The organism is Candidatus Binataceae bacterium, assembly GCA_035308025.1.
Taxonomy (GTDB): domain Bacteria; phylum Desulfobacterota; class Binatia; order Binatales; family Binataceae; genus JAJPHI01.
Window position 1 is genome coordinate 1 of sequence record DATGHL010000020.1, and the last position, 26098, is coordinate 26098.

The window sequence follows — 26098 nt, forward strand, 5'->3', positions numbered from 1 at the left end:
TGGTCGATGCTACGTCCCGCACGCGCTAGCTCGACGATCCGGCGCCGGTATTCCGGCGCATATGGCGGATGGGTTCTTGGCATCGGGGAACTCCTTCTCTCTTCCTCCCCAACACCGTCTACGAAAGCGGGTCAAGTCCAGTCTGCGCGATTCGTCGATGATAATCGCGCCGCTTACTCCTTAGTAGCCACTGGTATGCGGCGTCTTGAATCAGCGCATGTCTGAACTTGTAGGTGGCTTCCGGCGGAATGCCCTGCTCGAGCAGCAGTTGCGAATCCGCCAGCTTCTTGAGCGCCGCGTTGAGCTGTTCATCTTCAAGCAGGACAATCGCGCGGAGCAGTCGCCACGAGAACTCGTGTCCGATCACCGAGGCAACCTGCGCAACCTCCCGCGCCTCCCCCAGTCGATCCAGTCGGGCCAGCAGCCAGTCGCGCAGCGTGCTAGGAATTTCAGGCAACAGAGGCCGGGTGTCACCATTCTCGATCATTTCCCGAATAAGCTCTTCGACGAAGAACGGAATCCCGCCGCTAAGTTTTACCGCAGCTTCGACCGCATCGGTCGGAAGCGGCGCGCGCGCTGTCAACTGCGTCGCCATCTCACGTGCATCGCGAACGCTCAATCGATCCAGGGAGAGCTGCGCGTGATGCGCGCGAGGCGGCCAGGGCGCGCGGAATTCCGGCCGCGCGGTGCAGATTAGTAAGAGCGGCGCGGTCGCGCCCTGCTCCGCCAAAAGCTGGACCACTTCAAGCGTCGAAGGATCGGCCCAATGCAGATCTTCCACGGCGACAATAAGTGGCTGAATTCGCGCTATCCCGAGCGCCCACGCGGTGATTGTCGCGAGCAGCCTTTTACGCGTTTGATCCGGCGCCATTCGCAGTGGCGGATATTTTGCCGGAACCGCAAGATTCACCAGCGGCGCGATTAGCGGCACCGCCTCGCTAGTATTGACTCCGGCCAGATCGAGCGAGGCCTCGAGTCCGGCGATACGTTCGTCATCGCTCTGCTCACCACGCCACTGAAAGCCGTGCTGCAACATCTCCTCAATCGCATAGAAGGGTGTGTTCTCATGTATCGCTGCCGCAGCACAGTCGCTCCAAGTGTGCGGCATGTCGGCTATCTGCTCGCGGAAATGCTCAACGAGGCGCGACTTGCCTATTCCTGGTTCCCCCACGACCAGGATTAGCTGTCCCTCTCCCTCGCGCACCCGCTCCCAGCGGTTCAGGAGGAGACGCAATTCAACCTCCCGGCCGGTAAACGCAGTCAATCCGCGCAGCGCGGCGACTCCCAGACGACTGCGCACAGCGCTGGGTTGGACAACGCGGAATAAGTGGACCGGATGCTCGATGCCCTTGAGCGGTTGCGCACCCTGATCCTCGACAACGAACCACCCGGAGACAAGATGATGTGTGGCGGCGGAGATAAAAACCGTATCGGGAGACGCGGCGCTCTGAACCCGTGACGCGATGTTAGGCACCTCGCCGAACGCGATCGCTTCATCGCCGTGGCTCGGACCGACCACCACCGTACCGCTATGTATTCCGATGCGCGCTGCAAGTTTGGGATAGCGTTCGCTCGCCATCCGACTGTTCAGCGCTGACAGGGCCTCAAGGGTCGCGAGTGCGGCGAGCACTGCACGCTGGGGAGCGTCCTCGTAAGCATGCGGGTAGCCGAAGAAGACTAACAAGCCGTCCCCGAGATACTGAGCGACGTGCCCGCCAAAGCGCGTCACCGCATCCCGCGCGCAGGAATGACAGCTTGCCAGCAATTCGCGCCACTCTTCCGGATCGAGGCGGGACGCGATCTCGGTCGAGCCCACCAAGTCGCAAAACAGGACCGACAAATGACGCCGCTCCCCTTCGATCTCCTGGGAGTGAAGCGGTGCGCGCGGCGCGATCGGCTGCAGTGGGATCCTGGGTCCGCCGGCTGGCCGCTCAGGGGTCAGCTCGATACTGATCGGAGCAGCGCATTCGCTGCAAAACTTCGCACTTGCAGGACCGGATGCTCCGCACGCCGGACACCGGACCAGCAGGGGCACCCCGCATCTGCTGCAGAACTTCGCACCTTCGGAATTGTTTGAGTCGCAGCTCGCGCAACGCATCGCGCGCGTCCCCTTTTGCGGAATTCCAGACAGTGATTACCATTTGTTAGCAAATGAAGCAAACTTAAGTGTGGCTACGCTAACTTGAAGTGGAGCTGATCCGCTCGCCTCACGCCTGCTCCGCGCCTCAACTCTCGCGTTGTGAGAATCCGCAATGGCTAGAGACTGAGATTGAAGAAAAAATTGATGGAGCGGGCGGCGGGGTTCGAACCCGCGACGTCCAGCTTGGGAAGCTGGCATTCTACCACTGAATTACGCCCGCTCTGCTTGATCTTTGTCCATGAATCCGGCGGCGGAATCAAGCCGCCTTGCGCGTCATACAAGTTACCGCGCATCGATGTCACGGACGCGCGATCCAACCTGAGAGTCGCCTGCGCGCTTCGCCTGCGGCTCCGCTGATGCTATGACTCGGTTTTATTACCGCGAGGAGAGCCGCCATGTCGTTGATCGCAAGCAAAGGACCCTACACCAAAGGACTGCATGACTTTGGCAACGGCTGCTATGGGTGGTTGCAACCCGATGGGTCCTGGGGCTGGAGCAACGCCGGCCTGATCGCCGATCGGGGAGAATCGATGCTGGTCGATACACTGTTCGACCTGAAACTCACGCGCGAGATGCTTGACGCGATGAGGCGGGCGGCGCCGCAGGCAACCGCGCGAATCGGCGCGCTGGTCAACACCCACTCGAACGGCGATCACACGTTTGGCAATCAACTGGTGGATGGCGCCGAGATAATCGCGTCAAAGGCCTGCGCCGAAGAGATGATTGCCGAGGGTGGCGCGAAACGGCTCGCCGAGATGAAGCGTAATGCGCGGCCGACCAGTTTGGCGGGAAAATTTCTTGCGGAAATCTTCGCGCCCTTCGACTTTGAGGGGATTGACGTGACGATGCCGACGCTGACTTTCGAGGGTGAGCTAACGCGGCGGGTCGGCGACAAGACGGTCCGGCTCATCCAGGTCGGCCCGGCGCATACGCGCGGCGACGTGCTGGTCTACGTGCCCGCGGACCGCGTGATGTTCACCGGCGACATGCTGTTTATCAATGGCCATCCGATCATCTGGGCCGGGCCGGTCGGCAACTGGATCAAGGCTTGCCAGCTGATGCTCGACCTTGACGTCGAGACGGTGGTGCCGGGCCATGGTCCAGTAACCGACAAGGCGGGAGTCGCCGCGGTCAAACGCTATTTCGAATATATCGAGGGTGAGGCGCGGCGGCGCTACGACGCCGGGATGTCAGCGGCGGACGCGGCGCGCGATATTGCGCTGGCTGATTATGCGTCGTGGGGTGACGCTGAACGAATCGTGGTAAACGTCGCAACCCTGTATCGCGAATTCGCGGGCGGCGCGCCGGTGACCGATATTCGGCCTGAACTCTTCGGGCTGATGGCGGAACTGCGCGCGAGCCGGCGCAATTGAACTTCAATTGAGCGAGGGCGAGTAGAGCGACCCGCGCAGATAGTAGGGGCCTTCGGCGGGCGGATGCGGCAGCATTTTGAGGAATAATCCAAAGTGGGCCTGCCCACTCGGCGTCGGGGTGAGATAGATGAGGGCGGCGATCGTGCTGTCGGCGAGATTGGGCGCCAGGCGAATCGAGCCGCTCGCACGCGCTTCAAGGTCGCCGCCATGACTGTCGAGTTCCTGAAAGGTAACGACACCGGAATCGAGCAGGAGCCGGCCGCGGATCGTGCCCAGATGGATCAAGGGAAAGCCGCGGGTGATTGCGAGCGTCACGTCGCGGCCGGTGACGGTTGCGGCTCCGCGGTTGTCGTTGATTGCCGGGCCACGCAGCAGCGCGGAGCCGGCGGCGGAAAGACTGCCGCCGAAGAGCGGGCCGAACTGCTGCAAGGGGGCGCATTGGGCAAGGTTCAATGCGTCGAGATTAAAGGCGAGATCACCCAGGCCAGCATCCTGACGGAGGGTCGCCGCGATCGTCCCGGTATAAAGTTCCGCGTTGATCTTGAGCCCCATCCGGCCGAGAAAGAGGGCGGTCAGCGCGGGCGTCAGGGTTATATCCGGGCTGTTGACCAGCGGATGACTGGCGCCGTCGGCGAGGGCGATCAGGCTGGCGTCCTCGAGCCGAACGCCGAAAGGGAGGTGCGGATGCTGCGTCCGGTAGATCAGTTTGAGTCGGTAGGGCGCCAGCAGCGCGGAAGCGGTCTCGTTATAAGGGAAACTCGCGATCAGAAAGGCGGCGAAGAGGATCAGCGCGAGGCCGGCCGCGGCGGCAATGAGCCATACGGGTCGCCATCGGATGGGCGAGCCTTGACCTTGGCCGCGCCCCGCAGACTCCACCGCTCCCTGAAGCGGCGTCAAGGTTTTGAGTCCAGCCGATTCAAAAGTGCTTTTGTGTCTTTCAGGTCAGCGGACGCGGAGCCCGCGCTGAACCAGGTGAAGATCTCCGCGAGCATCACGCGGGCCTGGTCGCGTCGCGCCTGCCTATCGAGCGACAGCGCGAGGCTCATCGTTCAACGCAACTCCAGCGACTTCGACTGTTGTTTCCGAGCGACAGCGATGGGTTCTTGAAAAAACATGCGATCAGCTCAGCTTCGCTTCCGGATCGGGCTTAAGCAATAGCCTCCCTCTGGGTGGGCGTGCCCATCTATCCGCCGATTGTGGTAGGAATGGCGAGGAATTGGATGCCAGGTCTTGGATTGCCGGAGGACGCAGATGAAACTCGTAACTTTCACTCATCAGGGGAAGACGCGGATTGGGGTCGTCAAGGGCGATGCGGTCGCCGACATCTGCGCGGCCGCGTCGTTGATTCCGCGCGACATGATCGATTTCCTCAACGGCGGCAAGGAGATGCTCGAGCAGGCGCGGCGCGCCGCCGAGAGCGCCGCGCAAATCCCACTGGCGCAAGTGAAGCTCGAAGCGCCGGTGCGCCGCCCGCCCGAGTTTCTCGCGGTGGGGCTCAATTACGCCGACCATATCGCCGAGACTGGGATGCAGAAGCCGACCTTCCCGCTCTTTTTTAACAAACAGACGAGTTGCGTCAACGCGCCGTATGATCCGATTCATCTGCCGCGCGCCTCCGAAGCGCTCGACTACGAGGGCGAGCTGGGATTCGTTATCGGCCGCCGATGCCGTCATGTGCCACGCGACCGCGCGCGCGAGGTGATCGCGGGGTATTTCATCGTCAACGATGTCAGCGTGCGTGATTGGCAGCGGCGTGCGCCGACCATGACGCTCGGCAAGTCGTTCGATACCCACGGGCCGATCGGACCGTGGATCGTCACCGCCGACGAGCTGGGCGACCCGCATGCGCTCGAACTCAAGACCTTCGTCAACGGCGAGCTGCGCCAGCATTCGAACACGCGCAATCTGATCTTCAATTGTTTCGAGCTGGTCGAGGTGCTTTCGACGGTCTTTACGCTGGAACCCGGGACATTGATTTCGACCGGCACGCCAAGCGGCGTCGCGGGCGCGATGAAGCCGCCGAAATGGCTCAAGGCCGGCGACGTCGTGCGGATCGAGATCGATCAGATTGGCCATCTTGAGCATCGGGTGATCGCCGAGCCCGCGGATTCGGCGCGCATCTAGGACAAGTCGAGCGGGGGTTGGCCGGCATCATAGATGAGGCGCTCGCCGTCGCGTCGCGCAAAGTCCGGAAGAGTGTGCGCGACTAATTTGCCGTCAGGCAGAATATGGATGACCTCCCATCCGCGGATAGTCATCTGATCCGAAATGATCCGCCGGTGGCATCGCCACCATAGACCCTCTGAACACATGATCGCGGTGCGGCGCGCGGATGCGCTGGCGATCAGTTCGGCCAGGCCCTCGGCGAAGGCGGGACCGTCAGCGTAGTCGGCGTAGGCGCGGAAGGCCGCGACCTTCCACGCGGTATGCGGTGACGCGTTTTGCTTCGAGTGACGCCGTCCGCCGAGCGCCTGAAGCCATCGATATTCGCGGCCCGCATCGGTGATCGAATGCGCCAGCGTCTCGCGGTTGAACTGCGGCCAGCGGCGCGACGCGGGATAGGAGCGCACGTCAGCGAGAATCGCAATCTCATGCCGCGCAAGGAACGCGAGGAAAACCTCAATCGGATGAGTCGAATGGCCGACGGTATAGAGCGTCACCGAAGTGTTTGCGATTAGGCAATAAGAGAGCCGGCGACGCGGACGAGCAGCGCGATGCCCGCCGCGAGCATCGCGACGCCGCTGACGCGCGCGATCAGGCGGCCGACCGGCAGCGCCTTTTCGAGCAGGACGAGTAGGCTCAGGGCCGCCACCCAGGTCAGATTCATGACGCCGAAGACGAAGAGCAGAACCATCAGCATCGCGCAGCAGCCAAAGCAGATGACGCCGTGGCGGAGGCCCATCAGCAGCGCGCCTGATGCGCCTTCGCGCCATTGCGTCATCAGAAAGCCGAGCGGACTCCGGCACTGACTGAGGCAGAGGGTTTTCAGCGGAGTGAGCTGGTAGAGGCCGGTCGCCAGCAGCAGCAGGGCGGCGAGGATCGGTGTCGCGGTCATCGCATTGTTGATCATCCCGAGGCGTTGCAGCGATAGCTGCGCGGCGGTCGCGAGCGCGCTGAAAATGGTCCAGACGACCACGTAACCGGCGGCGAAAATCCAGACCCGGGCGAGCGAACCGCCGCGCGCCGGCGCGACGCGGGCGTAAGTTTCGATCATCGGGGCGGCGCTGGGGAGCATCATCGCGACCATCATCACGGCCCACATCAGAAACATAATCCAGGCGTTGGCGACCTCGGGCGAGGTGGCGCCGAGGAGGCGTCTGCCGAAGCCGCCGAAGTTGCTGGCCGACATCGGCATCCAGACGAGGTAGAGCCAGGCGAGAACGGTCACTCCGCCGAGTCCGAGCCAGAGCGCGAGGCGATCGCGCCACGATCGGGCGGGCGCGATCGGACGATCCTCTGTCGCGCCGGCCTGCTCAGCTATTGACCCAGCTGATCGCGGAGAAGTGTCCATTGCGGCCCGAGTTATCGAAGCTCAGAGAATGATCGCTGTACTTGCTCTCGGTGGCTTTCGCTGCGGCCAGCCGCGACGAAAACGGATGGCCGACGTTATCCAGCCAGACCACCTGACCGCCTGCTCCGGTAACGCCTTCGACGGTCACGTCGGTGATTCCGGCGATCGCTAGTTTGAAGCTCTTGCCAGTGGTGGAGAAGTTGATCGGCGCGCTTTTCGTCGGCAGCCGTTTGGAGACCATCCCGGCCAGCAGCGACGGCGGGCCGCCCGCATTGCCGGTGAAGATCGCTTCGAGCGCGGCGCGCTGCGCCTCGCTGGCGCGGTCGTCGACATAGACCGCGAGCGTGCCGTTGCCCTGCGCCATCGGGCCCGGCGTGGTCAGGGCCTGAACGACGTTGAGGCCGGTCAGATCGACGCCGCCGCAGTCGCCGCGCGCGACATGGATCGCGAGCACGACGTCGCAGTGTCCTTCGGTCGGCCTGGCCTGTGCGTGAGAGAGCAGGCAGGGGCAGAGCAACTCGCAATTGCAGGATTCGAAATAGTCGCCTTCGATCCGCCAGCTTGGATTTTGCAGCATATACATCCTCGCGACAAAGCGATGTCTCGAAGCCGGACAATATCAACGCTTTATGAGCGGTGCAAAAGCGTCGAAGCAGAGGCAGCAGCAAAAACACCAAGAAACACGCGGCTGCACGCTCGCGCTCCGTTTGGCACGTCGCGTGCTCAGAATCAGGTAACGCCAGAAATCACTACTGGCAGTCGAAAAGAGGGAGAGGAGACAAACAATGGATACGTTGCTGAAGCTATATGCGAGAATGGACACGCTGCGTGCGCGAGTGACTACGCCACGCAAAGGCCAGTCGATGACAGAGTATGCGCTCATCCTGGCAGCCGTAGCCGTCGCGGTCTACGCGACGTATCAGACGATGGGCACGGACATCAAGACGCTGGTCGGTACGGTTGACACGTCGCTGACCGCGAGCTGATTGCTTGCACCGGCAGCGTGGCGGCGTCGCCGGTTACCTCAAACGACTGGCCGCGATTGCGCCGCCGCGCGCGATCGCGGCCAGTCTCGTTGGCGGCGGCGCTTGACGATTGCACCACCGCTGTTCCGACTCTGTGTCAGCGTCAGCCTCAGAAGTGGTAGTCGAGCGCAGCACGGGAGTCACACGATGAACAGGTTGCTAAAGCAGTACGTGACACTGAGGGTAGTGCGCGCGAAGGTTCGTGGGCTGCGGAAAGGTCAATCGATGACTGAGTATGTACTCATTGTGACGGCGGTGGCCGTCGCTGTGTACGCGACCTACATCACCATGGGCACAGACCTCAGTAAGCTGGTCACTTCTATCAGCACACAGTTGAGCGCCACTGGGGGTTAATCTTTTGCGCGGTTCGGTGCTTGACGATCGGACCCTCGCTGCGTAACGCTCTTCCGATGGCGGAGGAGCTTCTTAAGGAACGGGCGCTCGAGCTGTGGCGCGCGGGTTACGTTCATCAGATGCGCGGCGATCTGCCGCGTGCGATCGAGCTTTATTCGGAATCGATCAAGCTGCATCCGACCGCAGAGGCCTATACCTTTCGCGGCTGGGCCTATCGCTTTCTCGACCGTATCGATGAGGCGATCGCGGAGTGCCGCAAAGCGATCACGGTCGATCCGGAGTTTGGCAATCCCTACAACGATATCGGCGCCTACCTGATCGATCAGGGCAAGCTCGACGAAGCGATCGAATGGCTGAATAAGGCCAAGCGCGCGGCGCGTTACGAACCGCGGCAGTTTCCCTTCATGAATCTCGGGCGCTTGTACGAAGCGAAGGGCATGATCAATCAGGCGATCGCGGAATTTGCTGCCGCGCTGGAAATCGCACCCGGCGACCCCACTTGTGAACACAGTATAGCGCGGCTGCGCGCCATGCTCAATTAAGAACAGGAATCGATAAGAAGGAGGCGATGAGCTATGGCGCTCAAACCAGGTGATCCGGCGCCGGACTTCACCATGATGACGCACGAAGGGAAGTCTCAGTCGCTCAGCGCGCTGCGCGGCCGCAAGGTTCTGCTCTGGTTTTATCCGATGGCTGATACCCCTGGCTGAACCGTCGAAGGGCGCGGGTTCCGCGACCAGAAAGCCGACTTCGATCAAAACAATGTTGCCGTGCTCGGCGCCAGCTTCGATAGCGTCGCGGACAATGCCGCCTTCGCGCGCAAGTACGATTTCAATTTCCCGCTCTTGTGCGACGTCGATCGCACCCTCGGCATGGCCTACGGAGCTTGCGCAAATGCTCAGGCTCGGCACGCCGCGCGAATCAGCGTCCTGATAGACGAGCAGGGCAAGATTTCACGCATCTACGACAAGGTGAATCCGCGCGATCACGCCGGTCAGGTGCTCGCCGACCTGATCGGCGATTAGGTGACTGGCGCGGAGGGTTTCCGGCAGGCAATTCATCGTCAGGTGGCAATAATTTGGCGTCTTGCGCCGCCTTAGAACCGGACATTGAGGCTCAATTTGGCGCCCTGAATGGCCTCCGACTTGCTCCACGCAAGCTGGCCAATGCTCAACGGCCCGGCTGGGGTGGAGAGTGCCATTTGGAAAGCTACCGACTTCCCGTTAACGCTGCGGTTTCATCCTTGGAAGAAGGCGCCGCGGACGCCCCTTCAATCGAACCTTCTGCACTCGCGGTGCGTCCGGATAATGCCGACTCGCAGGAGCAATCGCCGGACGATTGGTTGGAGGTCGAGAACCTCGGGGCGGGCGCGGAGAATCTGGGCGGGATGGTGGTGGGGTCGGAGGGGATGCGGCGGGTTCTGAAGACGATCGCGCGGTTGGGTCCTTATAAGGCAACGGTGTTGGTGCATGGGGAATCGGGGACCGGCAAGGAGTTGGTGGCGCGGGCGCTGCATACTCTGGGGCCGGTGCCGAAGGGACCGTTTGTAACGTTCAACTGCTCGAACCTGCTCGAGAGCCTCGCCGAGTCGCAGTTGTTCGGGCATGTGCGCGGAGCGTTTACGGACGCGCGCGAGGAAGCGCTGGGCTATTTCCGTTCGGCCAGCGGCGGGACACTATTCCTCGACGAGATCGGCGAGCTGCCGTTGCGGCTCCAGCCCAAGCTGCTGCGCGCGGTCGAAACCCATGAAGTGCAGCCGGTGGGCTCGGCGCAGAGCTACAAGGTCGATATCCGGCTGATCGCGGCAACCAATCGCGACCTGCGTGCGATGGTCAAGGAGGGGACGTTTCGCGACGATCTCTACTATCGGCTGAGCGCGACGGCGGTGACGATTCCACCGCTGCGCGAGCGGAACGAGGCCCTCGAGGCGCTGGTCGCGCATTTCGTCGCGCACTACAACCGCTTGTTCGGCAAACATATCCACCTCATCGCGCGGCGCGCGCTGGCAGCGCTAAAAGCTCACGATTGGCCCGGTAACGTCCGCGAACTTTCGCACGCCCTGCAATCGGCGGTGATGCTCGCCGAACAGGACCGGATCGACATTCAGGCGCTGCCGGAGCAGGTCGTGCGGAGCCAGGAGCGCCCGGCCCCGGACCGCGCCGGGGCCGTTGCCTCCGCAAAAGCGGCGGAGGAGTCGCTGGTGAAAGACATGGTGGCGGCGGTTATCTCGCCCGCCGCGCCGCCGCCGGCTGAAGCCGAGGCCGGCGATACGCCCCTGTTGCTCGACGAGGTGATCAAACGCACGCTGGTCCGCTCGCTCGAGGAGACCGACGGGAATCGCCGGCGCGCAGCCGACCTGCTCGGCATCTCGCGTTCGACACTCTATCGGATGCTCGCCCGTTACTCCCTGGCGGAGGAAGAGACCGGTCGCCCGAATCCGCGCGGAACCACATCCCGCACTCACGAATAGAAGCTCACAATTGCGCCCTCTGCGGGTGCCGAGCGGGCCCCGGTCCTCGGCCACTGGAATGCGCCGTCCGAGTTGCGTCAGAATGGGACTGATGGCGCAGTCGAACGAAATCTGGGCGGAGGCGGCGCGCACGCTCGCGAGCGAGCGCCCGTTCGCCCTGGCGACCGTGATCGGGGTGCGCGGCTCGACCCCCCGCGAGGTCGGGGCCAAGATGATCGTGCGCAGCGACGGCCAGTTCGGCACGATCGGCGGCGGATGCGGCGAAGCGGAGGTCTTCCGCAAGGCGCGGCTGCTGCTCGACGAGGGGGTCGGCGCGCGGCTCGCGGAAGTTGATCTGACCGGCGACCTCGATCAGCAGGAGATCGGGACCTGCGGCGGGATCATGGAGGTCTTCATCAATCTATGGTCGCCGCGCGACGATCGTGCGCTGGCGCAGCGGCTGGCCGACGCGGTGGCGCAAAGGCGTCCGGCCGCGATCCTCAGTCTGATCGAAGCCGGCGGCAAAACCGATTTACCCCCCGGCGCGAAGGTCCTGATCGATCCGCTGGACGGCCGGGTGCCGCCCGAGCTGGGCGGGCTTAGTCCGACGGCGTTCGAGCAACTGCGAACGCGCGCGCGCGACGGTGTCGCCGGACTTCTGGAAATCGATGCCGCCGGCGGACTGAACCGCGCGGTGCGGGCCGACGGCGCGAGCGCCACGCGGGTCTTTGTCGATCCGGTCAGCGGGGTGCAGCGCCTGATTATCGTCGGCGCCGGACATATCGCGCAGCCGCTCGCGGCGCTGGGGACGATGCTCGGTTTCAGCGTAACGGTTATCGACGATCGCGCCTCGTTCGCCAATCGGGAGCGCTTTCCGAGCGCCGACGAGATTATTGTCAAGCCATTTGCCGCCGCGATCGATTCGCTATCGCTCGACCACAACTGCTATCTGCTCTCGGTGACGCGCGGCCACGCCTTCGACGACGCGACCGTGCGCGCCGCGCTCAGACAACCGGGCTGCTTCATCGGGATGATCGGCTCGCGGCGGCGGGTCAAGGCAACGCTCGAGCGAATGGAAAAAGACGGCATCGATCCGCTGCGGCTTGACGAGATTCACGCGCCGCTGGGGCTGGATATCGGCGCCGATACGCCCGAGGAGATCGCAGTCTCGATCATGGCGGAGATAATCCGCGAGCGCCGGCGCGGACGGCGCGACGAGCTGACCCTCGGGGTCAAGAACGGCCGTCTCCGCCCGACCCGCTGAGGCGCCGCCCGTGGCAGGCGAAGTTCACGGTGTAAGCGAGATTCACGGCATCCTGCTGGCCGCCGGCGAGTCGCGGCGGATGGGTTTCCCCAAGCCGTTACTCAAGATCGGCGCGGAGACCTATCTCGCTCGGCTCGTAACCGCGATGCTGACCGCGGTCCCGCACCTGACCGTGGTGATCGGTGCGCACGCAGCCGAGACGCGCGCCGCCGCCCCGCTCGATGCGCGGGTGACGATCGTCGAGAATCACGAATTTGCGCGGGGACAGTTGTCGTCGCTGAAGGCGGGGTTGCGCGCGAGCGCGTCGACCGCCTCTGCCGTGATGGTTCACCTTATCGATCACCCGATGGTTGCTCCAACGACGTTCAGCGGCATAGTTGCCGAGTATCAACGTAGCGGCAAGCCGATTGTGATCGCGCGCTATAAGGATCGACGAGGTCATCCGGTGATCTTCGGTCGGGCGCTCTTTGACGAATTGCTCGCGGCGTCGGAAGAACAGGGAGCACGGGCGGTAGTGCATGCAGAGCCGTCGCGAGTCGGTCATTTCGAGACCGCCGACCCCGCAATCCTGATGGATCTCGATACTCCCGCGGACGTGGCGCAGGCCGGGCTTAATGCACCCGCTAGAAGCAACGAGCGCTGATCCCAGCCGCCGACCGCGCGGCAATGATACTTGTATATCAGCAATGATACATAAACGACCGCTACAGAAGTGAAACCACGGCGATTGAAGGAACGTACTTCTCGCTAGGTATGTTCAACCTTCATGCCGTAGACGCGCGTGCGCAGAGCGTGATTGTCAGAACCGACGAGGAGCTGATAAGCGAATCCGTGGCGGGGGAAGCCGCGGCGTTTGGTGAATTAACGTCGCGTCATCGGGAAAAAGCCGAGCGAATTTGTCATCGCTTCTTTTCAGATCGTGAGATCGTTCGCGATCTGGCGCAGGAAAGCTTTCTTCGAGCCTTCGCCGGATTGAGAAGTTATCGGCCCGAACTGCCTTTCGGTAGCTGGCTGCGGGCTATTGTAGTGAATGTCTGCTATGATGAGCTTAGACGTCGCCGACGCCGTCCAGAAGACTTGATTGCGGATCTAGGGCAAGCGGAACAGTCGTGGGCGCAACTGGTCAACGAAACGACGCCGGAAAACATCATTGCGCAAGCGGAGGGAGCTACTGCTGCTCGAAGTTTGGCACATAAATTGTTAGAGAGTCTATGTCCAGATGACCGGGTTGTGATGACGTTGAAAGAAAGCGAAGATTTGAGTATCGAAGAAATAGCGAAGATTATGGGTTGGAGCGCTGCCAAGGTTAAAATTCGCGCGTTTCGCGCACGTCAGCTTATGCGTCGGCGCGCGGAACAGATTCTGCCGCGCAGTCGAGGCGTAAGATCACGATGAATTGTCTCGAAGCCAGGAGAGAATTCGCCGGTTTCTGGCGCAGAAGCCTGAGCGAGGATGATCGCGGCGCGTTGCTGACTCATCTGTGGGGTTGCGATAGTTGTGACCATTCCTTTCGCGTTTTCGCGTTGACCGCGCCGGTGTTGCATGGCGCGCCGCCCGAGCGTCGGCGCGAGCATCTGAAAGCTGCGTCTAACCCGCCGGAGCCATCGGCGGCGAGGCCCGGGGGGAGTGTTAGGGCCGAGCGCCGGCGAATATTCGCGGCCGCCTTTGTCATGGGTGCGGCAGCCGCGGTCGCGCTCTATTTTTCGGCGCCGCCGCGGGTCACGCTGGAGGACGCGATTAACAGCGGCGGTTCCGCAGTGACGAACTCAACTCAGGATATCGACAACCTCTTTGGCCGCGATGATCTTGAGCGCGATTCAGCCGCGCCCGAGGGCAGCAAACTTGATTTTGGTCAGGGGCGCGAGCACGGCTTTGCAAGCTAAATTCAACTGGCGACTGATTGCTACGGCGCTCTTGGCGGGCGCCTTCATCGGCTTTGCCGGCAGCCGGATTGCGTACCAGTTCAAGCTGCTGCATCCGCCGGTCGAAGCGCCGTTCCAGCGCATGAGCGCCGAGCTCAAGCTCACCACTACACAGCGCGAGCAGGCCGGCGAGACGATTCGCCAGGCGCGTGAGCGGATCGGTGATGCGCAGCGCGAGTTCGAGCAGAAGAAGCGCGACCTGATGGTCGCCGCTTATGTAAAAATCCGAGCGGGTCTGCGGCCCGATCAACAGGTATTGCTGGATCGTGATTTCGTGCCGCCGTCGATGCGATTGCAGGCGCAAACCATCGTTGCGTCGCAAAACGTCGAGTCGCAAAGCCACTCCGCGCTGCCGCCGCCTGCGACCTCCGCATCGCCCTAGCTACGAGCCCATCTGATGGATCAGATGGTCGGCCTGTTCGGCGATCTCCGGATTTTTCGCGCGCGCCGCGCTGGCCAGCCGCAGATACTTGAGCGCTTCCGGACGGTTGTTTAGCTGCGCATAAATTTCGCCCAGCCGGAAAGCCGCAAAAGCCGAGCTTGGATCCAGCTCAAAGCCCTTGTGGTAGTAGGGCAACGCCGCGTTGAAACGCGGCGGGGTGAAGGACATGTACGCTTCACCGATATTGAGCCATGCGCTGGTCTCATTCGGATGGCTTTTTACCAGTTTCTGATACACGTCCACGACGCGATCAAATTGCGAACGCGAGTTGTAGTAGAGTCCGAGGTAGAGGTAGGGCTCCTCGAAGGACGGATCGAGTGCGGTCGCCTGCCAGAGCATACTCACCGCGCGGTCGCTGTCGGTCAGATTAATGGCCGTCGCGGTTAGCGCGCGGGCCTTGGCGGCATTACTCTCACCGGTGTTGCCGGACGGGATTGATGGCGCCGCAGGCGCGCCCGCAGCCGTCAGGTCGGCGGCCCACGCCGTCGGCGCGACGGCGGTGAGGGCAAGCAAAACCAGCGTTGCGCCCAACGCGATTGCAACAGTTCCGCGCATGCGCATAGCGGATCAGATCGTAGCATCATCGCGCGCCGTGGCGAACCCTGTTACTCATGCGGCGCGGCGGTTATGGCCTCATCGCGAGGTTGCGAATTTCCCGACAGCGCATAGGGTGATCCTCAGCGGAGGCGGCGCGGGCTGCAGAGACCAGGCGTGCGCCACGATGGAACGGTGATCCAGATGAAGATCGATCTCGACCTCAAAGCCGGATTTTTGCAGGAACTCAAACCCCAGCTGCTGGCGACGTTGACGCCGGAGGAACGCGCTGTAATCGAGGTCTCGACCGGTGAGATGGGCAACAAGGCCGACGCGATCAAGCTCGGCTGGCTCAAGATGCGCACCAAGGAAGGCTGGACAAAGCAGCGCTACACCAAGACGCTCGCCCAAGTGATGAACAAGCTGCGCCAAGGGGTGGCGGAGTCTAGTCCTTGACTGAGCCTCGCGGACTTGGCCACCCACCGAACGCACGGTAGCGGTTAAGGCTCGTCGCGCAAGGCGATAAGAGCTGGACCGCCGCCGAACTGTTTTAGTGCGCCAGTGGAGCGAGTCGCTCGCGGATCACCTCGCAGGCTTCCGCGGCGATGCGGCGGACGATCTCACCGGCCGGCAGGATCTCGCGGACGAGGCTGCACGACTGGCCGGCATAGAACGGCAAGCCTTCGATGTCACCCTCCAGATAGTCCGCCGGGGGCATCACAGTGTAACTGACCAAAGGAATCTCGACGTCGGCGCGACTCGAGGTGGCGATGGTTTCGCCTTCGCCCGGTCGCTGGCCCGACGGCGGCTGTCCGGCCGCCTCCCAACGCTCCACGACTTTACTCCGTAGCACGCGATGGGGCGCGTCGGGCCAGCCGATATCAAAGAGCGTGGTATGCATCGTGTCGCGCGCGTTGGCCTCGAGGAGGCGCGCGCGGTAGGCCGGATGAGTGGCAGCTTCATCAGAGGCGGCGAAGCGAGTGCCAAAGACCGCGCCGTCGGCACCGAGCGCGAGGGCGGCAGCGAGTCCACGGCCGTCGGCGAAGCCGCCTGCCGCGACCAGCGGCAGATCGCCGATCGCGTCGCGGATTTCGGGAATCAGCGCGAGCGACGTCGTCGTGCCGCGCACATGGCCGCCGGCCTCGAAGCCCTGCGCCATCACGGCGTCGGCGCCGGCTTCCTTGGCCCAGCGCGCCTCGTCCGCCGTTCCCGATTGCCACATCACCTTGATGCCGGCGCGGTGCGCCGCGCGAATCGAAGTGGCGTGCCCGCGCGCATCGCCCCAAAAGAAGGTCAGAACCTCGATTGGTGTCTGCACCACCGCCTCGACGATACCGGGGCGGAGAAACGGAATGATCAGGTTGGCGGCGAGCGGTTTGGTCGTGCGCCGCCGCGCCGCCGCCATCTCGTTGTGCATCGCTTCGGGCCCAAACGCGGCGAGACCAACCGTGCCGAGGCCGCCCGCTTCGGAGACTGCGCCGGCCAGCTCGGCGAGCGCCACCCCGCCCATCCCGGCCGAGATGATCGGATATTCGATCCCGAACAACTCACAGATTTGCGTTTTCAGCATTGCAAGTGCCTTTGTTCCAATTAACGGCCGCGGAACCTGGGTTCGCGTTTGTCGAGGAAGGCTTTGACGGCTTCCTTGTGATCCTCGGTCAAGCTCGTGAGCGCCTGCCCGACCGCCTCGCGATCGAGAATCGTGCGCAAATCGGCGTGCATCGCGGCGTTCAGATTACCCTTCATATAGCCGAAGGCGACACGCGGGCCAGCCGCGATCTTTTTTGCATAGTTGCCGGCTTCTTCCATCAGTGTCGCGGCCGGGACGACGCGGCTCACCAGGCCGAGTCGCAGCGCTTCCGCAGCGTCGATCAGCTCGGCGGAAAAATAGAGCTCGCGCGCTTTCGCCGAACCGACCAACTGAGTGAGGAAGTAGCTGCCGCCCCAGTCGCCCGAATAACCGACGCGCGCAAACGCAGTGCCGAAGCGAGCGCTATCCGCCGCGATCCTGATGTCGCAGGAAAGGCAGAGGCCGAGGCCGGCGCCGGCGACCGCACCGTTGACCGCGGCGATCGTGACCCGCGGCATCTCGTGCAGCAGGACCGTAACTTCCTCGCCGCGCCGGGTCTGCGCGATGCGCTCTCCCAGCTCGAAGCCTTCGGCCGCACCTGCTCCAGCGCCGGCTTCGTTACGATCACGCATGCGGGCGACGTCGCCGCCGGCGCAAAAGCCGCGTCCGGCGCCGGTCAGCACGACGGCGCCGATCTCGGCGTCGTGCGCCGCGGCGTGCAGTGCGCCGAGCAGGCCCGCCACCATCGGTGCGCTCAACGCATTCATCCGGTCCGGACGATTGAGCGTCAGGTACAAAACCCCGTCGCGACGCTCAACCAGTAGATCCTGTTGTTCAGCCATCGAAAGCGCCTCCGTCGCGGGAGTGTAGCTCACTGTTCCGCGCGCGCGGTAATGTCTCCTAAGTTTCTCACGGCCGCGCTCCTGCGCGATCTGGAGCCGAGTCGGCATCGTCGAGTTGCAGCTCGACCGGCTCGATCTCATCGAACCTGGCGAAATCCAGCGCGAAACTGCCGTCGGGCAGATTCACCATGATATCGGCCATGCGCGCACCCCAACGAATGTTGGCGTTGCCGTAATACATGCGGGCGTAGACAGTCTGCGAGAAGGTTTCGTCAAGGCCGGTGACGGATGCCACGATCCACGCATTGGCCGCGGCGAGCGCCTCCGCGCTCGCCCCATACAGCGGACTGTTCTCAACGATCGGGTGAATGACCGTCCATGAATAGGCGAAGATCGCATTATTTTTCCGCGTGAGGTCCAGATCGTAAAAGCGGCGCACCGGCTCACCCTCGAGGGTCTTTTCCTGGCGCGAGAAGACGACGTGCACCTGCGCCTCGACGATTTGGTTCGCGCGCACATTGGCCATGCGGAACATCAGGCTCGGCACGCCGTCGCGACGCGAGACCACGGCGCTATGGCTGAAGCGCACGCGCGCGGTCGGGCGCGAGAATTTGGCGAAGATCAGGCCGGTAACGAGCGCCAGGAAGATGAACCCGGTGAGCGCCTCGATACTCATCACGATGTGCGCAAACAGGGTGATTGGGGTCAGTCTGCCGTAACCGATCGTCGCCATGGTCTCGACGCTGAAAAAATAGACGTCGGAAAAGGAACCGGGGCGGGCGTTTTCGATGCCGCCATCGAGCAGATAAACGAGCGCGAACAGCGCGTTAGCGGCGAAGAACGCCGCGGAAATCTGCAATAGCAGCAACGGCCATGAGGAGGTCAGCAGATGATGATAGACGTCGCTGAAATAACGATCGTCCTCGGCCATCTGGGCGATTAGTGGAGTGCTTCCGGCCGTGACCGGAACGAGCTGGCTTTGCTTCTTTAAGGCCATCCGCCAAGAATACACGCCGGCGCGTTGGGGTTTCGAGTCTCGCGCCTCCCGCGAATCGATAGAAATGAAGACGCTCAACGCAGAAATCGATTTCCTGATTGACGGTCCCGCGCGGGCATCGTTGACGATCGTGCTGGCACATGGCGCCGGCGCCCCGATGGACTCGCCGTTTATGAATACGATCGCGGCCGGGCTGGCCGCGACCGGACTGCGGGTCGCGCGCTTCGAGTTTCCTTACATGCGGGCGCGGCGCGATTCCGGCAAACGCGGCGCCCCCGATCGCGAGCCGATTCTGATGCAGTCGTGGCGCGACGCGATTACCCGCCTCGGCGGCGGCTCGCGGCTCGTGATCGGCGGCAAGTCGATGGGCGGACGGATCGCCAGCATGGTCGCCGACGAGATGAGTGTGCGCGGCCTCGTCTGCCTAGGCTACCCGTTCCATCCGCCGGGCAAACCCGAGCGGGCCCGGGTGAAGCATCTCGCAGCGCTACGCACTCCGGCGCTGATCCTGCAAGGTACGCGCGACATCTTCGGCAGCCTCAAGGATGTCGGCGGCTACAAACTCTCGGCGCGGCTCCGCGTCAAGTGGATCGAAGACGGTGATCACTCGTTCAAGCCGCGCGTCAGCTCCGGCCGCAGCGAAGCGCAAAACCTGGCGTGTGCAATTGAGGAAATCGCTAAATTCATGTGCACAGTTGCCTGAACCCTGGTTGTCGTCGCAAGCAGAATAGGGTTACGAGGCTCGCGCGATCTCTCTCACAAGTTACGGCGAAAAATAAACGGCCGCGCATCGTCGAGATGCGCGGCCGTTGTAGTTCGGTAGAACGAATGAGGCTTACGCGGCGACCTTGGCCTGCGCCAGCGCGTCTTCTTCGGCGATCGAGCCGCGTTTCGACAGGATGACCGCGATCGCGAGCGCGATCAGCGCGAACACCGTCACGCTTATCTGCGTGGTCGGAGTTTCACTGACCACGAACGGCGCCGCCAGGATCCCGACCAGGTTCATCACTTTGATCATCGGATTCAGCGCCGGACCGGCCGTATCCTTGAAGGGATCGCCGACTGTGTCGCCGACGATGGTGGCCTTATGCACGTCCGTGCCTTTGCCGCCGAGATAGCCGTCTTCGACCTTTTTCTTGGCGTTATCCCAGTTGGCGCCCGCGTTCGACATAAACACTGCGAGCAACTGGCCGCTCAGAATCGTGCCGCCGAGAAATCCGCCGAGGGCGCTTGCGCCCAGACCGAAGCCCACCAGCAGCGGCGCGAAGATTGCCAGAATCGCCGGACTGAGCAATTCCTTTTGCGCCGAAGCAGTGACGATATCGACGCACCGCCCGTAGTCAGGCAGCTCGGTGCCGAGCATGATGCCCGGATGCTCGCGGAACTGGCGGCGCACTTCAAACACCACCTGATAGGCCGAGCGGCCCACCGCCTTGATCGCGAACGAGCTGAACAGAAACGGCACTGCCGCACCGATCAACAAACCGACGAAAACCACCGGCGCGTTGATCTGAACACCCATCGAGCCCAGCGAGGCCTCGTCGATGAACGACCGGAAGAGCGACACCGCGGCGAGAACCGCAGTTGCAATCGCTAGACCTTTGGTCAGCGCCTTGGTGGTATTGCCGATCGCGTCCATCCAAGAAAGTACGCGCGAAGCCTCTTCCTGGTGGACACCGCCCATCTCGAAAATGCCGTGGGCGTTATCCGTGATCGGACCGTAAGTATCCATCGCGAGGATGAAGCCGGTCGTGGTCAGCAGGCCGAGGCCGGTCAGCGCGATACCGTAGAATTGCAGCGCCAGCGATTCGTGGAAGATCGCCATCGCGCCGAGGATCGCGAGCACAATCAGCATCGCCGCCCAGGTTGACGACTCCATGCCCTCGCCGATGCCGGAAATGATCAGAGTCGCCGGGCCGGTGCGTGCGGAGTTTGCCGTCTCAATCACCGGGCCGCTGTCGGGATGGGTGAAGTAATTGGTCAGCCAGAGCGTAGTAACGGCCAGCACTATCCCGAGCGTCGCCGTGATGGCGAAGCGCCAGTCGGGCTGCCCGGTCGTCGGATCGGTCATGTAGAAGTAGTTGACGATAAAGAAGCCGATGACCGACACAATCGCCGAGGTATAGTAACCGCGGTTGATTGGCTTCATCGGATCTTCCATCTTGCCGACGGGGGCCTTGACCGCCATGATGCCGACGATCGAGGAGAAGACGCCGACCGCGCGCAGAATCAGGGCAAAGACAATTAGCTTCATCGCAAATGCGCCGGCGCCCGCGCCGTAGAGCTTGACGAAATCGGCGTCGCTCACGGCGTAGGCCGCCAGGATGATCGCGGCGACCAGCGTCACCTCGTACGACTCGAAGACGTCGGCCGCCATGCCGGCGCAATCGCCGACGTTATCGCCGACATTATCCGCGATCGTCGCCGCGTTGCGCGGGTCGTCCTCAGGGATGCCGGCCTCGATCTTGCCGACGAGATCGCCGCCGACGTCCGCAGCTTTGGTGAAGATGCCGCCGCCGACGCGCATGAAGAGCGCGGCCAGCGAACCGCCGAAGCCAAAACCGACCAGCACCTTCATCGCGTCCTGCTGATAGATCAGAAAGATGACGGTGGCGCCAAGCAGACCGAGGCCGACGGTAAACATACCGGAGACGCCGCCCGCCTTGAAGGCCAACTCCATAGCGTCCTTGAAACTGGTCAATGCCGCGTTGGCGCTGCGTACGTTACCCTTGACCGCCAACCACATCCCGACGAAGCCCGCGCCGTAGGAGGCGCTGACGCCGAGCACGAACGCGATCGCGATCCCGAGCGAGAGGTCGAGTCGGTCCGGATAGACGTTGCGGTACATGAAGAACAGTCCGACCCCGATCGCGATGACAAAGAAGACCATGGTCTTGACCTGACGGCTAAGGTAAGCCATCGAACCGGTGTAAACCGCGTCGGCTACGTCGGTCATCGACTTGGGCCCCGGGTCCGCGGCTAGTACGGTGCGCACCAACACCAGCCCATAGCCGATCGCGATAAAGGCCGAGATCAAGACTCCCCACAGGATGTAGAGCTGGTTTGAAGTCAACGCGGGCAAAATAATTTTTGCTTCGCTCATCGAGTAATGTCTCCCTTGAGTTGATCTGTTGATCTACAGACTGAGTGCGGCCAGGAACCCCTTTTGCCGCCTCACTGTTGCCAAAAAAATGCCCGCGCCGCAAGGCCGGGTTACGGCGGGGAGTGTAGGTTTTCCGGCCCCCGAAGTCCAGCCCGTTCATTGAACGCGGATAGTCGCGGCTGCGACACCGATTTACGGGAGCAGTTTCGGCGGTAGCGCCGCTTGCGCGGCAGTCCGCGGCGTCGTCGATTATCCGCCAACCGGTTGATCGCCTGAGACCGCACGTGTTTACTTGATTGCTCATCATGAACGTCAATATCGAGACCCCATCGGCGCTGCGGCGCAAGTTGACCATCGAACTCGAAGCCCGCGAGATCAACAGCGAGCTCGATCGGAGTTACAACGAACTACGGCGCTCGGTGCAGTTGCGCGGCTTTCGTCCCGGCCATGCGCCGCGCCCGCTCCTGGAACGCTTCTTCGGCGATCAGGTGCGCGGTGACGTCATCCAGAAGCTGATCAAGGAGTACACCGGCAAGGCGCTCGAAGAGCACGCGCTCACGCCGATCGTGCAGCCGGAGATCGTCACTGAAGAGAGCGATCTCAAGAAGGCCCAGCTTCGTTTTAGCGCAATCTTCGATCTCAAGCCCGAGATCGTCGTCAAGGATTACCAGGATCTCAAGGTGCAGCAGCCCACCGTCGCGGTCGCCGAGGACGAAGTCGCCTTAGCGCTCGAACGCCTGCGCGAACGTCATGGTACGCTGAAAAAAGTCGAAGGGCGCAGCATCGTTGCCGACGGCGACTTTATTGTCGCCAGCTTCGAGGCCTTCGACGACGGCAAGCCGGTGACGGAAACCAAATTCGAGGATCGCATCGTCCGGGTGAATCCGGGCGAACCCGCGCATGGGCTCGACGAGATTCTGCGCGGCGCGGCGACCGGCGTCGAAATCCGCCGCGAGCGCAGCTATCCCGCCGATTACTTCGAAAAAGAGGTGGCCGGCAAAACCGTCGAGTGGCGCGCGACGGTCAAGGACATCTACGAGCGGGTGCTGCCCGCGCTCGACGACGAGTTCGCCAAGGACCAGGGCGAATTCCAGAACCTCGACGAGCTGCGCGCCGCCATCCGCAAAGACCTCGAAGCCCACGCGCATCAGCAGGCTGAGCAGCGCGCCCGTCAGGGGCTGATCGATCTGATCATCGAACGCAATCCGATCGAGCTGCCGGAGTCGCTGGTCGCACGCGAACAGCGCACACTCGAGGCTGAGACCGCCAACGCGCTCGAAGCCGCGGGCATCCCGCACGAGGCGGCGCATCAGCGGGCCACCGAGAACCCCGATGAGACCAAGGGACGGGCTGAGAAGCGCGCCCGCAGTGCGCTCATCGTCGACGCAATCGCGGGCCAGGAAAACGTCGAGGTGTCCGACGATGAGGTCGCCGAGCGCGTCGGCGCGATAGTCACGCGCAGCGCCGGCAAGCAGCGCGAGCAGGTCGCCGAATTTTATCGCAGCGAGGAAAATCGCGAGGCGCTCAAGCAGGTGATGCGCCGCGAGAAGACGCTCGATCTCCTGATGCAGCGCGCGCAGGGCGAGACGCCGGCGCAAGTTCCGCCGTCTGCTGAGGCCTCTGCCGCCGGCGAGCCCGATGCGTCATAAGCCCACGCGCCGCGCTCTCGCCGAATTCGTTGCCGCGCGTGCGCGTTCTGAATCGCCAATAGCAGGCTACGCGCGACTGCGCAGTCCACAGATGCGCGCCGCCGGACATTTTAGTTGCCGCTGTTCGGTAAAGTGGTTAGAATTTTGTTACGGAGTAGCCGCGCCCGATGCTGTGTCGTTCGGGAATCCCGAGGAGTGAATGAGCAGTCTGGTTCCGATGGTGGTCGAGCAGACGGGACGCGGCGAGCGTGCCTACGACATCTACTCGCGCCTGCTCAAAGACCGCATCGTCTTTCTCGGCTACCCGATCAACGACGACGTCGCCAATTTGGTAACTGCGCAGTTCCTCTTCCTCGAATCGGAAGACCCGGAAAAAGAGATTAACTTCTACATCAATTCGCCCGGCGGCTCGGTGACTGCGGGACTCGCCATTTACGACACGATGCAGTTTATCAAGCCGGGGGTCTCGACGCTCTGCCTAGGGCAGGCCGCGAGCATGGCGGCGGTGTTGCTGCTCGCCGGCGCGAAGGGTCATCGCTACGCGCTGCCGCATTCGCGCATCATGATGCATCAGCCGCTCGGCGGCGCGCAGGGTCAGGCCACCGATATCGAGATCCAGGCGCGCGAGATTATCCGCGTCCGCGAGGAGCTCAATAATATCGTTGTCCAGCACAGCGGGCAGAACTTGCGCAAAATAGAAAAAGACACCGACCGCGATTATTTTTTAACGCCGGAGCAAGCGGTTGAATATGGCCTGATTGATCAGGTAATCGTTAGCCGCAGGCCCTCCAAGTGAAGCGCGGGAGCCACTATGGCCAAGCATGACGACCGCTCGGGTAACCTCGTCTGTTCCTTTTGCGGCAAAAGCCAGGACGAGGTGCGCAAGCTCATAGCCGGCCCGACGGTTTACATTTGCGACGAGTGCATTGACCTCTGCAACGACATCATTGCGGAGGAGACCGATAACGAAGAAGCCTTCAGCCAGAGTTCGGCGGTGCCCAAACCCGCCGAGATCAAGCGGGTTCTCGATCAGTACGTGATCGGCCAGGAGCGGGCCAAGAAGATTCTCTCGGTCGCGGTCCACAACCACTATAAGCGCATCGATTCGCAGTCGGTCACCGGCGACGTCGAGCTGCAAAAATCGAACATCCTGCTGATTGGACCAACCGGCGTCGGCAAGACGCTGCTCGCGCAGACGCTCGCGCGCTTTCTGCAGGTGCCCTTCACCATCGCCGACGCCACCTCGCTGACCGAGGCCGGCTACGTCGGCGAGGACGTCGAGAACATCATCCTGTCGCTGCTGCAGAACGCCGATTACGACATTGAGCGTTGCCAGCGCGGCATCGTTTACATCGACGAAATCGACAAGATCGCGCGCAAGAGCGACAACCCGTCGATCACTCGCGATGTCTCCGGTGAGGGGGTGCAGCAAGCGCTGCTCAAGATTGTCGAGGGTACGATGGCGAGTGTCCCGCCCAAGGGCGGCCGCAAGCATCCGCAGCAGGAATTCCTCCAGGTCGATACCACTAACATCCTCTTCATCTGCGGTGGCGCCTTCGTCGGCCTTGACGACCTGATTCGCCGGCGGATCTCGGGCAAAACGATGGGCTTCCGGGCCGATCTCTCCAGTCGCGATCCGCGCTCGGTTTCCGAATTGCTGAGCGAGGTGCAGCCCGAGGACTTGCTCAAGTTCGGCCTGATTCCCGAATTCGTCGGGCGCTTGCCGGTGATCGCGACGCTCGGCGAACTCGACGAGGAAGCCTTGGTGCGTATCCTGACCGAACCGAAGAACGCCCTGGTGCGCCAGTATCAGAAGCTGTTTGATATGGAGAATGTCCATCTCAAATTTACGCAGGGCGCATTGCGCGCAATCGCGCGCGAAGCGCTCAAACGCAAATCGGGTGCGCGTGGATTGCGGGCCATCATGGAAAGCATCATGGTGGACCTGATGTACGAGATTCCATCGCAGCCGAATATCAAGGAGGTCATGATTTCAGAGGAGGTTGTCACCCAGAAGGAGCAACCTTTGCTGGTTTATCAGAAAACCGCTGAGACCGCTTAGGCGCAGGAGACTGAATAAACGGAAATGCTCTTCCGCAACGATAAGAAAGATAATCGTGATGCCGCGAGTGAAATCGTTCCGCTGTTGCCACTACGCGAGCTAATCGTTTTTCCTCACGAGGTTTACCCGATTTTTGTCGGGCGCCAAAAGTCCATCAAAGCGCTGGAGGCCGCGGAAACGAACAAGCGGCCGATTCTGCTGGTCGCGCAAAAGGACGCCCGCGTCTCTGAGCCGGGCCCCGACGACATCTACACGGTCGGGACTTTGGGGATTGTGGTGCAGCTTCTGCGCCTCCCCGACGGCACGGTCAAGGCGCTGCTCGAAGGCAAAAAGCGCGCGCGCGTCAAGCGCTACGTCGCGCAAGAGGACTTCTTCCAGGTCGAGGTCGAGGAAATCGAAGAGACCAATGAACGCAGCACCGAGGTCGAGGCCTTGATGCGCTCGGTCAACACCACCTTCGACAACTACGTCCGCCTGAACAAGAAAATTCCGCCCGAGATGGTCACCTCGATCGCCGCGGTCGACGACCCGGCTTTCCTGGCCGACAAGCTGGTCGGCCACCTCGGCATCAAGCTCGAAGACAAGCAGGCGCTGCTCGAGTGCGTCAATCCCGCCGAGCGGCTCGAACGCATCCTCGGCTACATGCGCTCGGAACTGGAAATCCTGGAGGTCGAGAAACGCATCCGCTCGCGGGTCAAGAAGCAGATGGAGAAGACCCAGAAGGAGTACTACCTCAACGAGCAGATGCGCGCGATTCAGAAGGAGCTGGGCGAAAAGGACGAGTTCAAAAACGAAATCCAGGAACTCGAAGAGAAGCTGCGGCAGAAGAAGATGCCGGCTGAGGCCCGCGAAAAATGCGAG

28 protein-coding genes and 1 tRNA gene are annotated in these 26098 nt (G+C 62.4%); 17 read left to right on the forward strand and 12 right to left on the reverse strand.

Annotation, left to right across the window (positions count from 1 at the left end):
- Positions 1-118 precede the first annotated feature (118 nt).
- Together VKS22_05695 and VKS22_05700 are read right to left on the reverse strand one after the other, a co-directional pair.
- Positions 119-1840 carry an AAA family ATPase gene (locus VKS22_05695; GenBank protein ID HLW70098.1) on the reverse strand — a complete coding sequence of 574 codons (1722 nt, stop codon included), beginning with the start codon at positions 1838-1840 and terminating at the stop codon, positions 119-121.
- Positions 1841-2285: 445 nt separating this feature from the next.
- Positions 2286-2360, reverse strand: a tRNA-Gly gene (locus VKS22_05700).
- A 175-nt stretch (positions 2361-2535) separates the two neighbouring features.
- Between VKS22_05700 and VKS22_05705 the strand changes: the two genes are divergently transcribed.
- A complete protein-coding gene (locus tag VKS22_05705; GenBank protein HLW70099.1) occupies positions 2536-3513 on the forward strand; it encodes an MBL fold metallo-hydrolase in 978 nt (325 codons plus the stop codon).
- A 3-nt stretch (positions 3514-3516) separates the two neighbouring features.
- On the opposite strand, the gene gspN is transcribed toward VKS22_05705, so the two are convergent.
- Both gspN and VKS22_05715 read right to left on the reverse strand, forming a co-directional pair.
- On the reverse strand, positions 3517-4410 hold the full coding sequence (gene gspN / locus VKS22_05710) for a type II secretion system protein GspN (GenBank protein HLW70100.1): 894 nt from the start codon (positions 4408-4410) through the stop codon (positions 3517-3519).
- A complete protein-coding gene (locus tag VKS22_05715) occupies positions 4407-4559 on the reverse strand; it encodes a hypothetical protein (protein ID HLW70101.1) in 153 nt (50 codons plus the stop codon). The genes gspN and VKS22_05715 overlap by 4 nt, the downstream gene beginning before the upstream one ends.
- A 205-nt stretch (positions 4560-4764) precedes the next feature.
- On the opposite strand from VKS22_05715, the gene VKS22_05720 reads away from it, so the two are divergent.
- The gene (locus VKS22_05720) at positions 4765-5637 is read left to right on the forward strand and encodes a fumarylacetoacetate hydrolase family protein (protein ID HLW70102.1); all 873 of its coding nucleotides are present in this window, start codon (positions 4765-4767) and stop codon (positions 5635-5637) included.
- Here the strand turns inward: VKS22_05720 and VKS22_05725 are convergent.
- Genes VKS22_05725 through VKS22_05735 form a run of 3 tightly spaced genes read right to left on the reverse strand, consistent with a single transcriptional unit; the run spans position 5634 to position 7601 of the window.
- Entirely contained in the window at positions 5634-6173 is a 540-nt protein-coding gene (locus VKS22_05725; protein HLW70103.1) for a DUF488 domain-containing protein, read from the reverse strand. The two genes, VKS22_05720 and VKS22_05725, sit on opposite strands and share 4 nt — an antisense overlap.
- Positions 6174-6187: 14 nt before the next feature.
- Positions 6188-7024 (reverse strand): DUF2182 domain-containing protein, encoded by an 837-nt coding sequence (locus VKS22_05730; protein HLW70104.1) that lies wholly within the window; start codon positions 7022-7024, stop codon positions 6188-6190.
- Positions 6987-7601, reverse strand: coding sequence for a DUF1326 domain-containing protein (locus tag VKS22_05735; GenBank protein ID HLW70105.1), 615 nt, complete (start codon positions 7599-7601; stop codon positions 6987-6989). Before VKS22_05735 ends, VKS22_05730 begins: the two co-directional genes overlap by 38 nt.
- A gap of 286 nt (positions 7602-7887) precedes the next feature.
- On the opposite strand from VKS22_05735, the gene VKS22_05740 reads away from it, so the two are divergent.
- The 9 genes from VKS22_05740 (at position 7888) to VKS22_05780 (ending at position 14420) form a co-directional block, all read left to right on the forward strand.
- Positions 7888-8010 (forward strand): hypothetical protein, encoded by a 123-nt coding sequence (locus VKS22_05740; GenBank protein ID HLW70106.1) that lies wholly within the window; start codon positions 7888-7890, stop codon positions 8008-8010.
- A 449-nt stretch (positions 8011-8459) separates the two neighbouring features.
- Positions 8460-8945 carry a tetratricopeptide repeat protein gene (locus tag VKS22_05745; GenBank protein ID HLW70107.1) on the forward strand — a complete coding sequence of 162 codons (486 nt, stop codon included), beginning with the start codon at positions 8460-8462 and terminating at the stop codon, positions 8943-8945.
- 33 nt (positions 8946-8978) lie between these two features.
- Entirely contained in the window at positions 8979-9428 is a 450-nt protein-coding gene (locus VKS22_05750) for a peroxiredoxin (GenBank protein HLW70108.1), read from the forward strand.
- 218 nt (positions 9429-9646) lie between these two features.
- A complete protein-coding gene (locus tag VKS22_05755) occupies positions 9647-10873 on the forward strand; it encodes a sigma-54 dependent transcriptional regulator (GenBank protein ID HLW70109.1) in 1227 nt (408 codons plus the stop codon).
- 82 nt (positions 10874-10955) lie between these two features.
- A complete protein-coding gene (locus VKS22_05760) occupies positions 10956-12116 on the forward strand; it encodes an XdhC family protein (protein ID HLW70110.1) in 1161 nt (386 codons plus the stop codon).
- A 10-nt stretch (positions 12117-12126) separates the two neighbouring features.
- Complete coding sequence (locus tag VKS22_05765) at positions 12127-12759, forward strand: nucleotidyltransferase family protein (protein ID HLW70111.1); 633 nt, start codon at positions 12127-12129, stop codon at positions 12757-12759.
- Between the two features lie 110 nt (positions 12760-12869).
- Complete coding sequence (locus tag VKS22_05770; GenBank protein ID HLW70112.1) at positions 12870-13511, forward strand: sigma-70 family RNA polymerase sigma factor; 642 nt, start codon at positions 12870-12872, stop codon at positions 13509-13511.
- A complete protein-coding gene (locus tag VKS22_05775) occupies positions 13508-13999 on the forward strand; it encodes a hypothetical protein (protein HLW70113.1) in 492 nt (163 codons plus the stop codon). The genes VKS22_05770 and VKS22_05775 overlap by 4 nt, the downstream gene beginning before the upstream one ends.
- Positions 13989-14420: a hypothetical protein gene (locus VKS22_05780; GenBank protein ID HLW70114.1), complete on the forward strand. Its 432-nt coding sequence runs from the start codon at positions 13989-13991 to the stop codon at positions 14418-14420. The genes VKS22_05775 and VKS22_05780 overlap by 11 nt, the downstream gene beginning before the upstream one ends.
- On the opposite strand, the gene VKS22_05785 is transcribed toward VKS22_05780, so the two are convergent.
- On the reverse strand, positions 14421-15035 hold the full coding sequence (locus VKS22_05785; protein HLW70115.1) for a tetratricopeptide repeat protein: 615 nt from the start codon (positions 15033-15035) through the stop codon (positions 14421-14423). It abuts the gene before it with no gap.
- A 156-nt stretch (positions 15036-15191) separates the two neighbouring features.
- Here VKS22_05785 and VKS22_05790 point away from each other — a divergent pair, with 156 nt between their 5' ends.
- On the forward strand, positions 15192-15470 hold the full coding sequence (locus tag VKS22_05790; GenBank protein HLW70116.1) for a hypothetical protein: 279 nt from the start codon (positions 15192-15194) through the stop codon (positions 15468-15470).
- Positions 15471-15564: 94 nt separating this feature from the next.
- Here VKS22_05790 and VKS22_05795 read toward each other — a convergent pair whose 3' ends face one another.
- The 3 genes from VKS22_05795 to VKS22_05805 form a co-directional block, all read right to left on the reverse strand.
- Positions 15565-16584 carry a nitronate monooxygenase gene (locus tag VKS22_05795; GenBank protein ID HLW70117.1) on the reverse strand — a complete coding sequence of 340 codons (1020 nt, stop codon included), beginning with the start codon at positions 16582-16584 and terminating at the stop codon, positions 15565-15567.
- Between the two features lie 20 nt (positions 16585-16604).
- Positions 16605-17426 carry an enoyl-CoA hydratase gene (locus tag VKS22_05800; protein HLW70118.1) on the reverse strand — a complete coding sequence of 274 codons (822 nt, stop codon included), beginning with the start codon at positions 17424-17426 and terminating at the stop codon, positions 16605-16607.
- A gap of 67 nt (positions 17427-17493) precedes the next feature.
- Positions 17494-18423 (reverse strand): ion channel, encoded by a 930-nt coding sequence (locus VKS22_05805; GenBank protein ID HLW70119.1) that lies wholly within the window; start codon positions 18421-18423, stop codon positions 17494-17496.
- A gap of 64 nt (positions 18424-18487) precedes the next feature.
- Here VKS22_05805 and VKS22_05810 point away from each other — a divergent pair, with 64 nt between their 5' ends.
- A complete protein-coding gene (locus VKS22_05810) occupies positions 18488-19126 on the forward strand; it encodes an alpha/beta fold hydrolase (protein HLW70120.1) in 639 nt (212 codons plus the stop codon).
- Between the two features lie 132 nt (positions 19127-19258).
- Here VKS22_05810 and VKS22_05815 read toward each other — a convergent pair whose 3' ends face one another.
- Positions 19259-21526, reverse strand: coding sequence for a sodium-translocating pyrophosphatase (locus VKS22_05815; GenBank protein ID HLW70121.1), 2268 nt, complete (start codon positions 21524-21526; stop codon positions 19259-19261).
- A 305-nt stretch (positions 21527-21831) separates the two neighbouring features.
- Here VKS22_05815 and tig point away from each other — a divergent pair, with 305 nt between their 5' ends.
- From tig to VKS22_05835, 4 genes are all read left to right on the forward strand, one after another.
- Positions 21832-23175: a trigger factor gene (gene tig / locus VKS22_05820; GenBank protein ID HLW70122.1), complete on the forward strand. Its 1344-nt coding sequence runs from the start codon at positions 21832-21834 to the stop codon at positions 23173-23175.
- Between the two features lie 199 nt (positions 23176-23374).
- Positions 23375-23971 (forward strand): ATP-dependent Clp endopeptidase proteolytic subunit ClpP, encoded by a 597-nt coding sequence (gene clpP, locus VKS22_05825; protein HLW70123.1) that lies wholly within the window; start codon positions 23375-23377, stop codon positions 23969-23971.
- 15 nt (positions 23972-23986) lie between these two features.
- Positions 23987-25237: an ATP-dependent Clp protease ATP-binding subunit ClpX gene (gene clpX / locus VKS22_05830; protein ID HLW70124.1), complete on the forward strand. Its 1251-nt coding sequence runs from the start codon at positions 23987-23989 to the stop codon at positions 25235-25237.
- Positions 25238-25261: 24 nt separating this feature from the next.
- The coding region (locus VKS22_05835) for an LON peptidase substrate-binding domain-containing protein (GenBank protein ID HLW70125.1) at positions 25262-26098 on the forward strand (837 nt) is incomplete at its 3' end.

Coding starts and splice junctions, on each gene's coding strand:
- VKS22_05735 (HLW70105.1), bottom strand. CDS start 7,601: ATGCTGCAAAATCCAAGCTGGCGGATCGAAGGCGACTATTTCGAATCC.
- VKS22_05705 (HLW70099.1), top strand. CDS start 2,536: ATGTCGTTGATCGCAAGCAAAGGACCCTACACCAAAGGACTGCATGAC.
- VKS22_05720 (HLW70102.1), top strand. CDS start 4,765: ATGAAACTCGTAACTTTCACTCATCAGGGGAAGACGCGGATTGGGGTC.
- VKS22_05775 (HLW70113.1), top strand. CDS start 13,508: ATGAATTGTCTCGAAGCCAGGAGAGAATTCGCCGGTTTCTGGCGCAGA.
- clpP (HLW70123.1), top strand. CDS start 23,375: ATGAGCAGTCTGGTTCCGATGGTGGTCGAGCAGACGGGACGCGGCGAG.
- clpX (HLW70124.1), top strand. CDS start 23,987: ATGGCCAAGCATGACGACCGCTCGGGTAACCTCGTCTGTTCCTTTTGC.
- VKS22_05810 (HLW70120.1), top strand. CDS start 18,488: ATGAAGACGCTCAACGCAGAAATCGATTTCCTGATTGACGGTCCCGCG.
- VKS22_05745 (HLW70107.1), top strand. CDS start 8,460: ATGGCGGAGGAGCTTCTTAAGGAACGGGCGCTCGAGCTGTGGCGCGCG.
- VKS22_05760 (HLW70110.1), top strand. CDS start 10,956: ATGGGACTGATGGCGCAGTCGAACGAAATCTGGGCGGAGGCGGCGCGC.
- VKS22_05795 (HLW70117.1), bottom strand. CDS start 16,584: ATGCTGAAAACGCAAATCTGTGAGTTGTTCGGGATCGAATATCCGATC.
- VKS22_05800 (HLW70118.1), bottom strand. CDS start 17,426: ATGGCTGAACAACAGGATCTACTGGTTGAGCGTCGCGACGGGGTTTTG.
- VKS22_05730 (HLW70104.1), bottom strand. CDS start 7,024: ATGGACACTTCTCCGCGATCAGCTGGGTCAATAGCTGAGCAGGCCGGC.
- VKS22_05770 (HLW70112.1), top strand. CDS start 12,870: ATGTTCAACCTTCATGCCGTAGACGCGCGTGCGCAGAGCGTGATTGTC.
- VKS22_05740 (HLW70106.1), top strand. CDS start 7,888: ATGACAGAGTATGCGCTCATCCTGGCAGCCGTAGCCGTCGCGGTCTAC.
- VKS22_05805 (HLW70119.1), bottom strand. CDS start 18,423: ATGGCCTTAAAGAAGCAAAGCCAGCTCGTTCCGGTCACGGCCGGAAGC.
- VKS22_05815 (HLW70121.1), bottom strand. CDS start 21,526: ATGAGCGAAGCAAAAATTATTTTGCCCGCGTTGACTTCAAACCAGCTC.
- VKS22_05785 (HLW70115.1), bottom strand. CDS start 15,035: ATGCGCGGAACTGTTGCAATCGCGTTGGGCGCAACGCTGGTTTTGCTT.
- tig (HLW70122.1), top strand. CDS start 21,832: ATGAACGTCAATATCGAGACCCCATCGGCGCTGCGGCGCAAGTTGACC.
- VKS22_05715 (HLW70101.1), bottom strand. CDS start 4,559: ATGAGCCTCGCGCTGTCGCTCGATAGGCAGGCGCGACGCGACCAGGCC.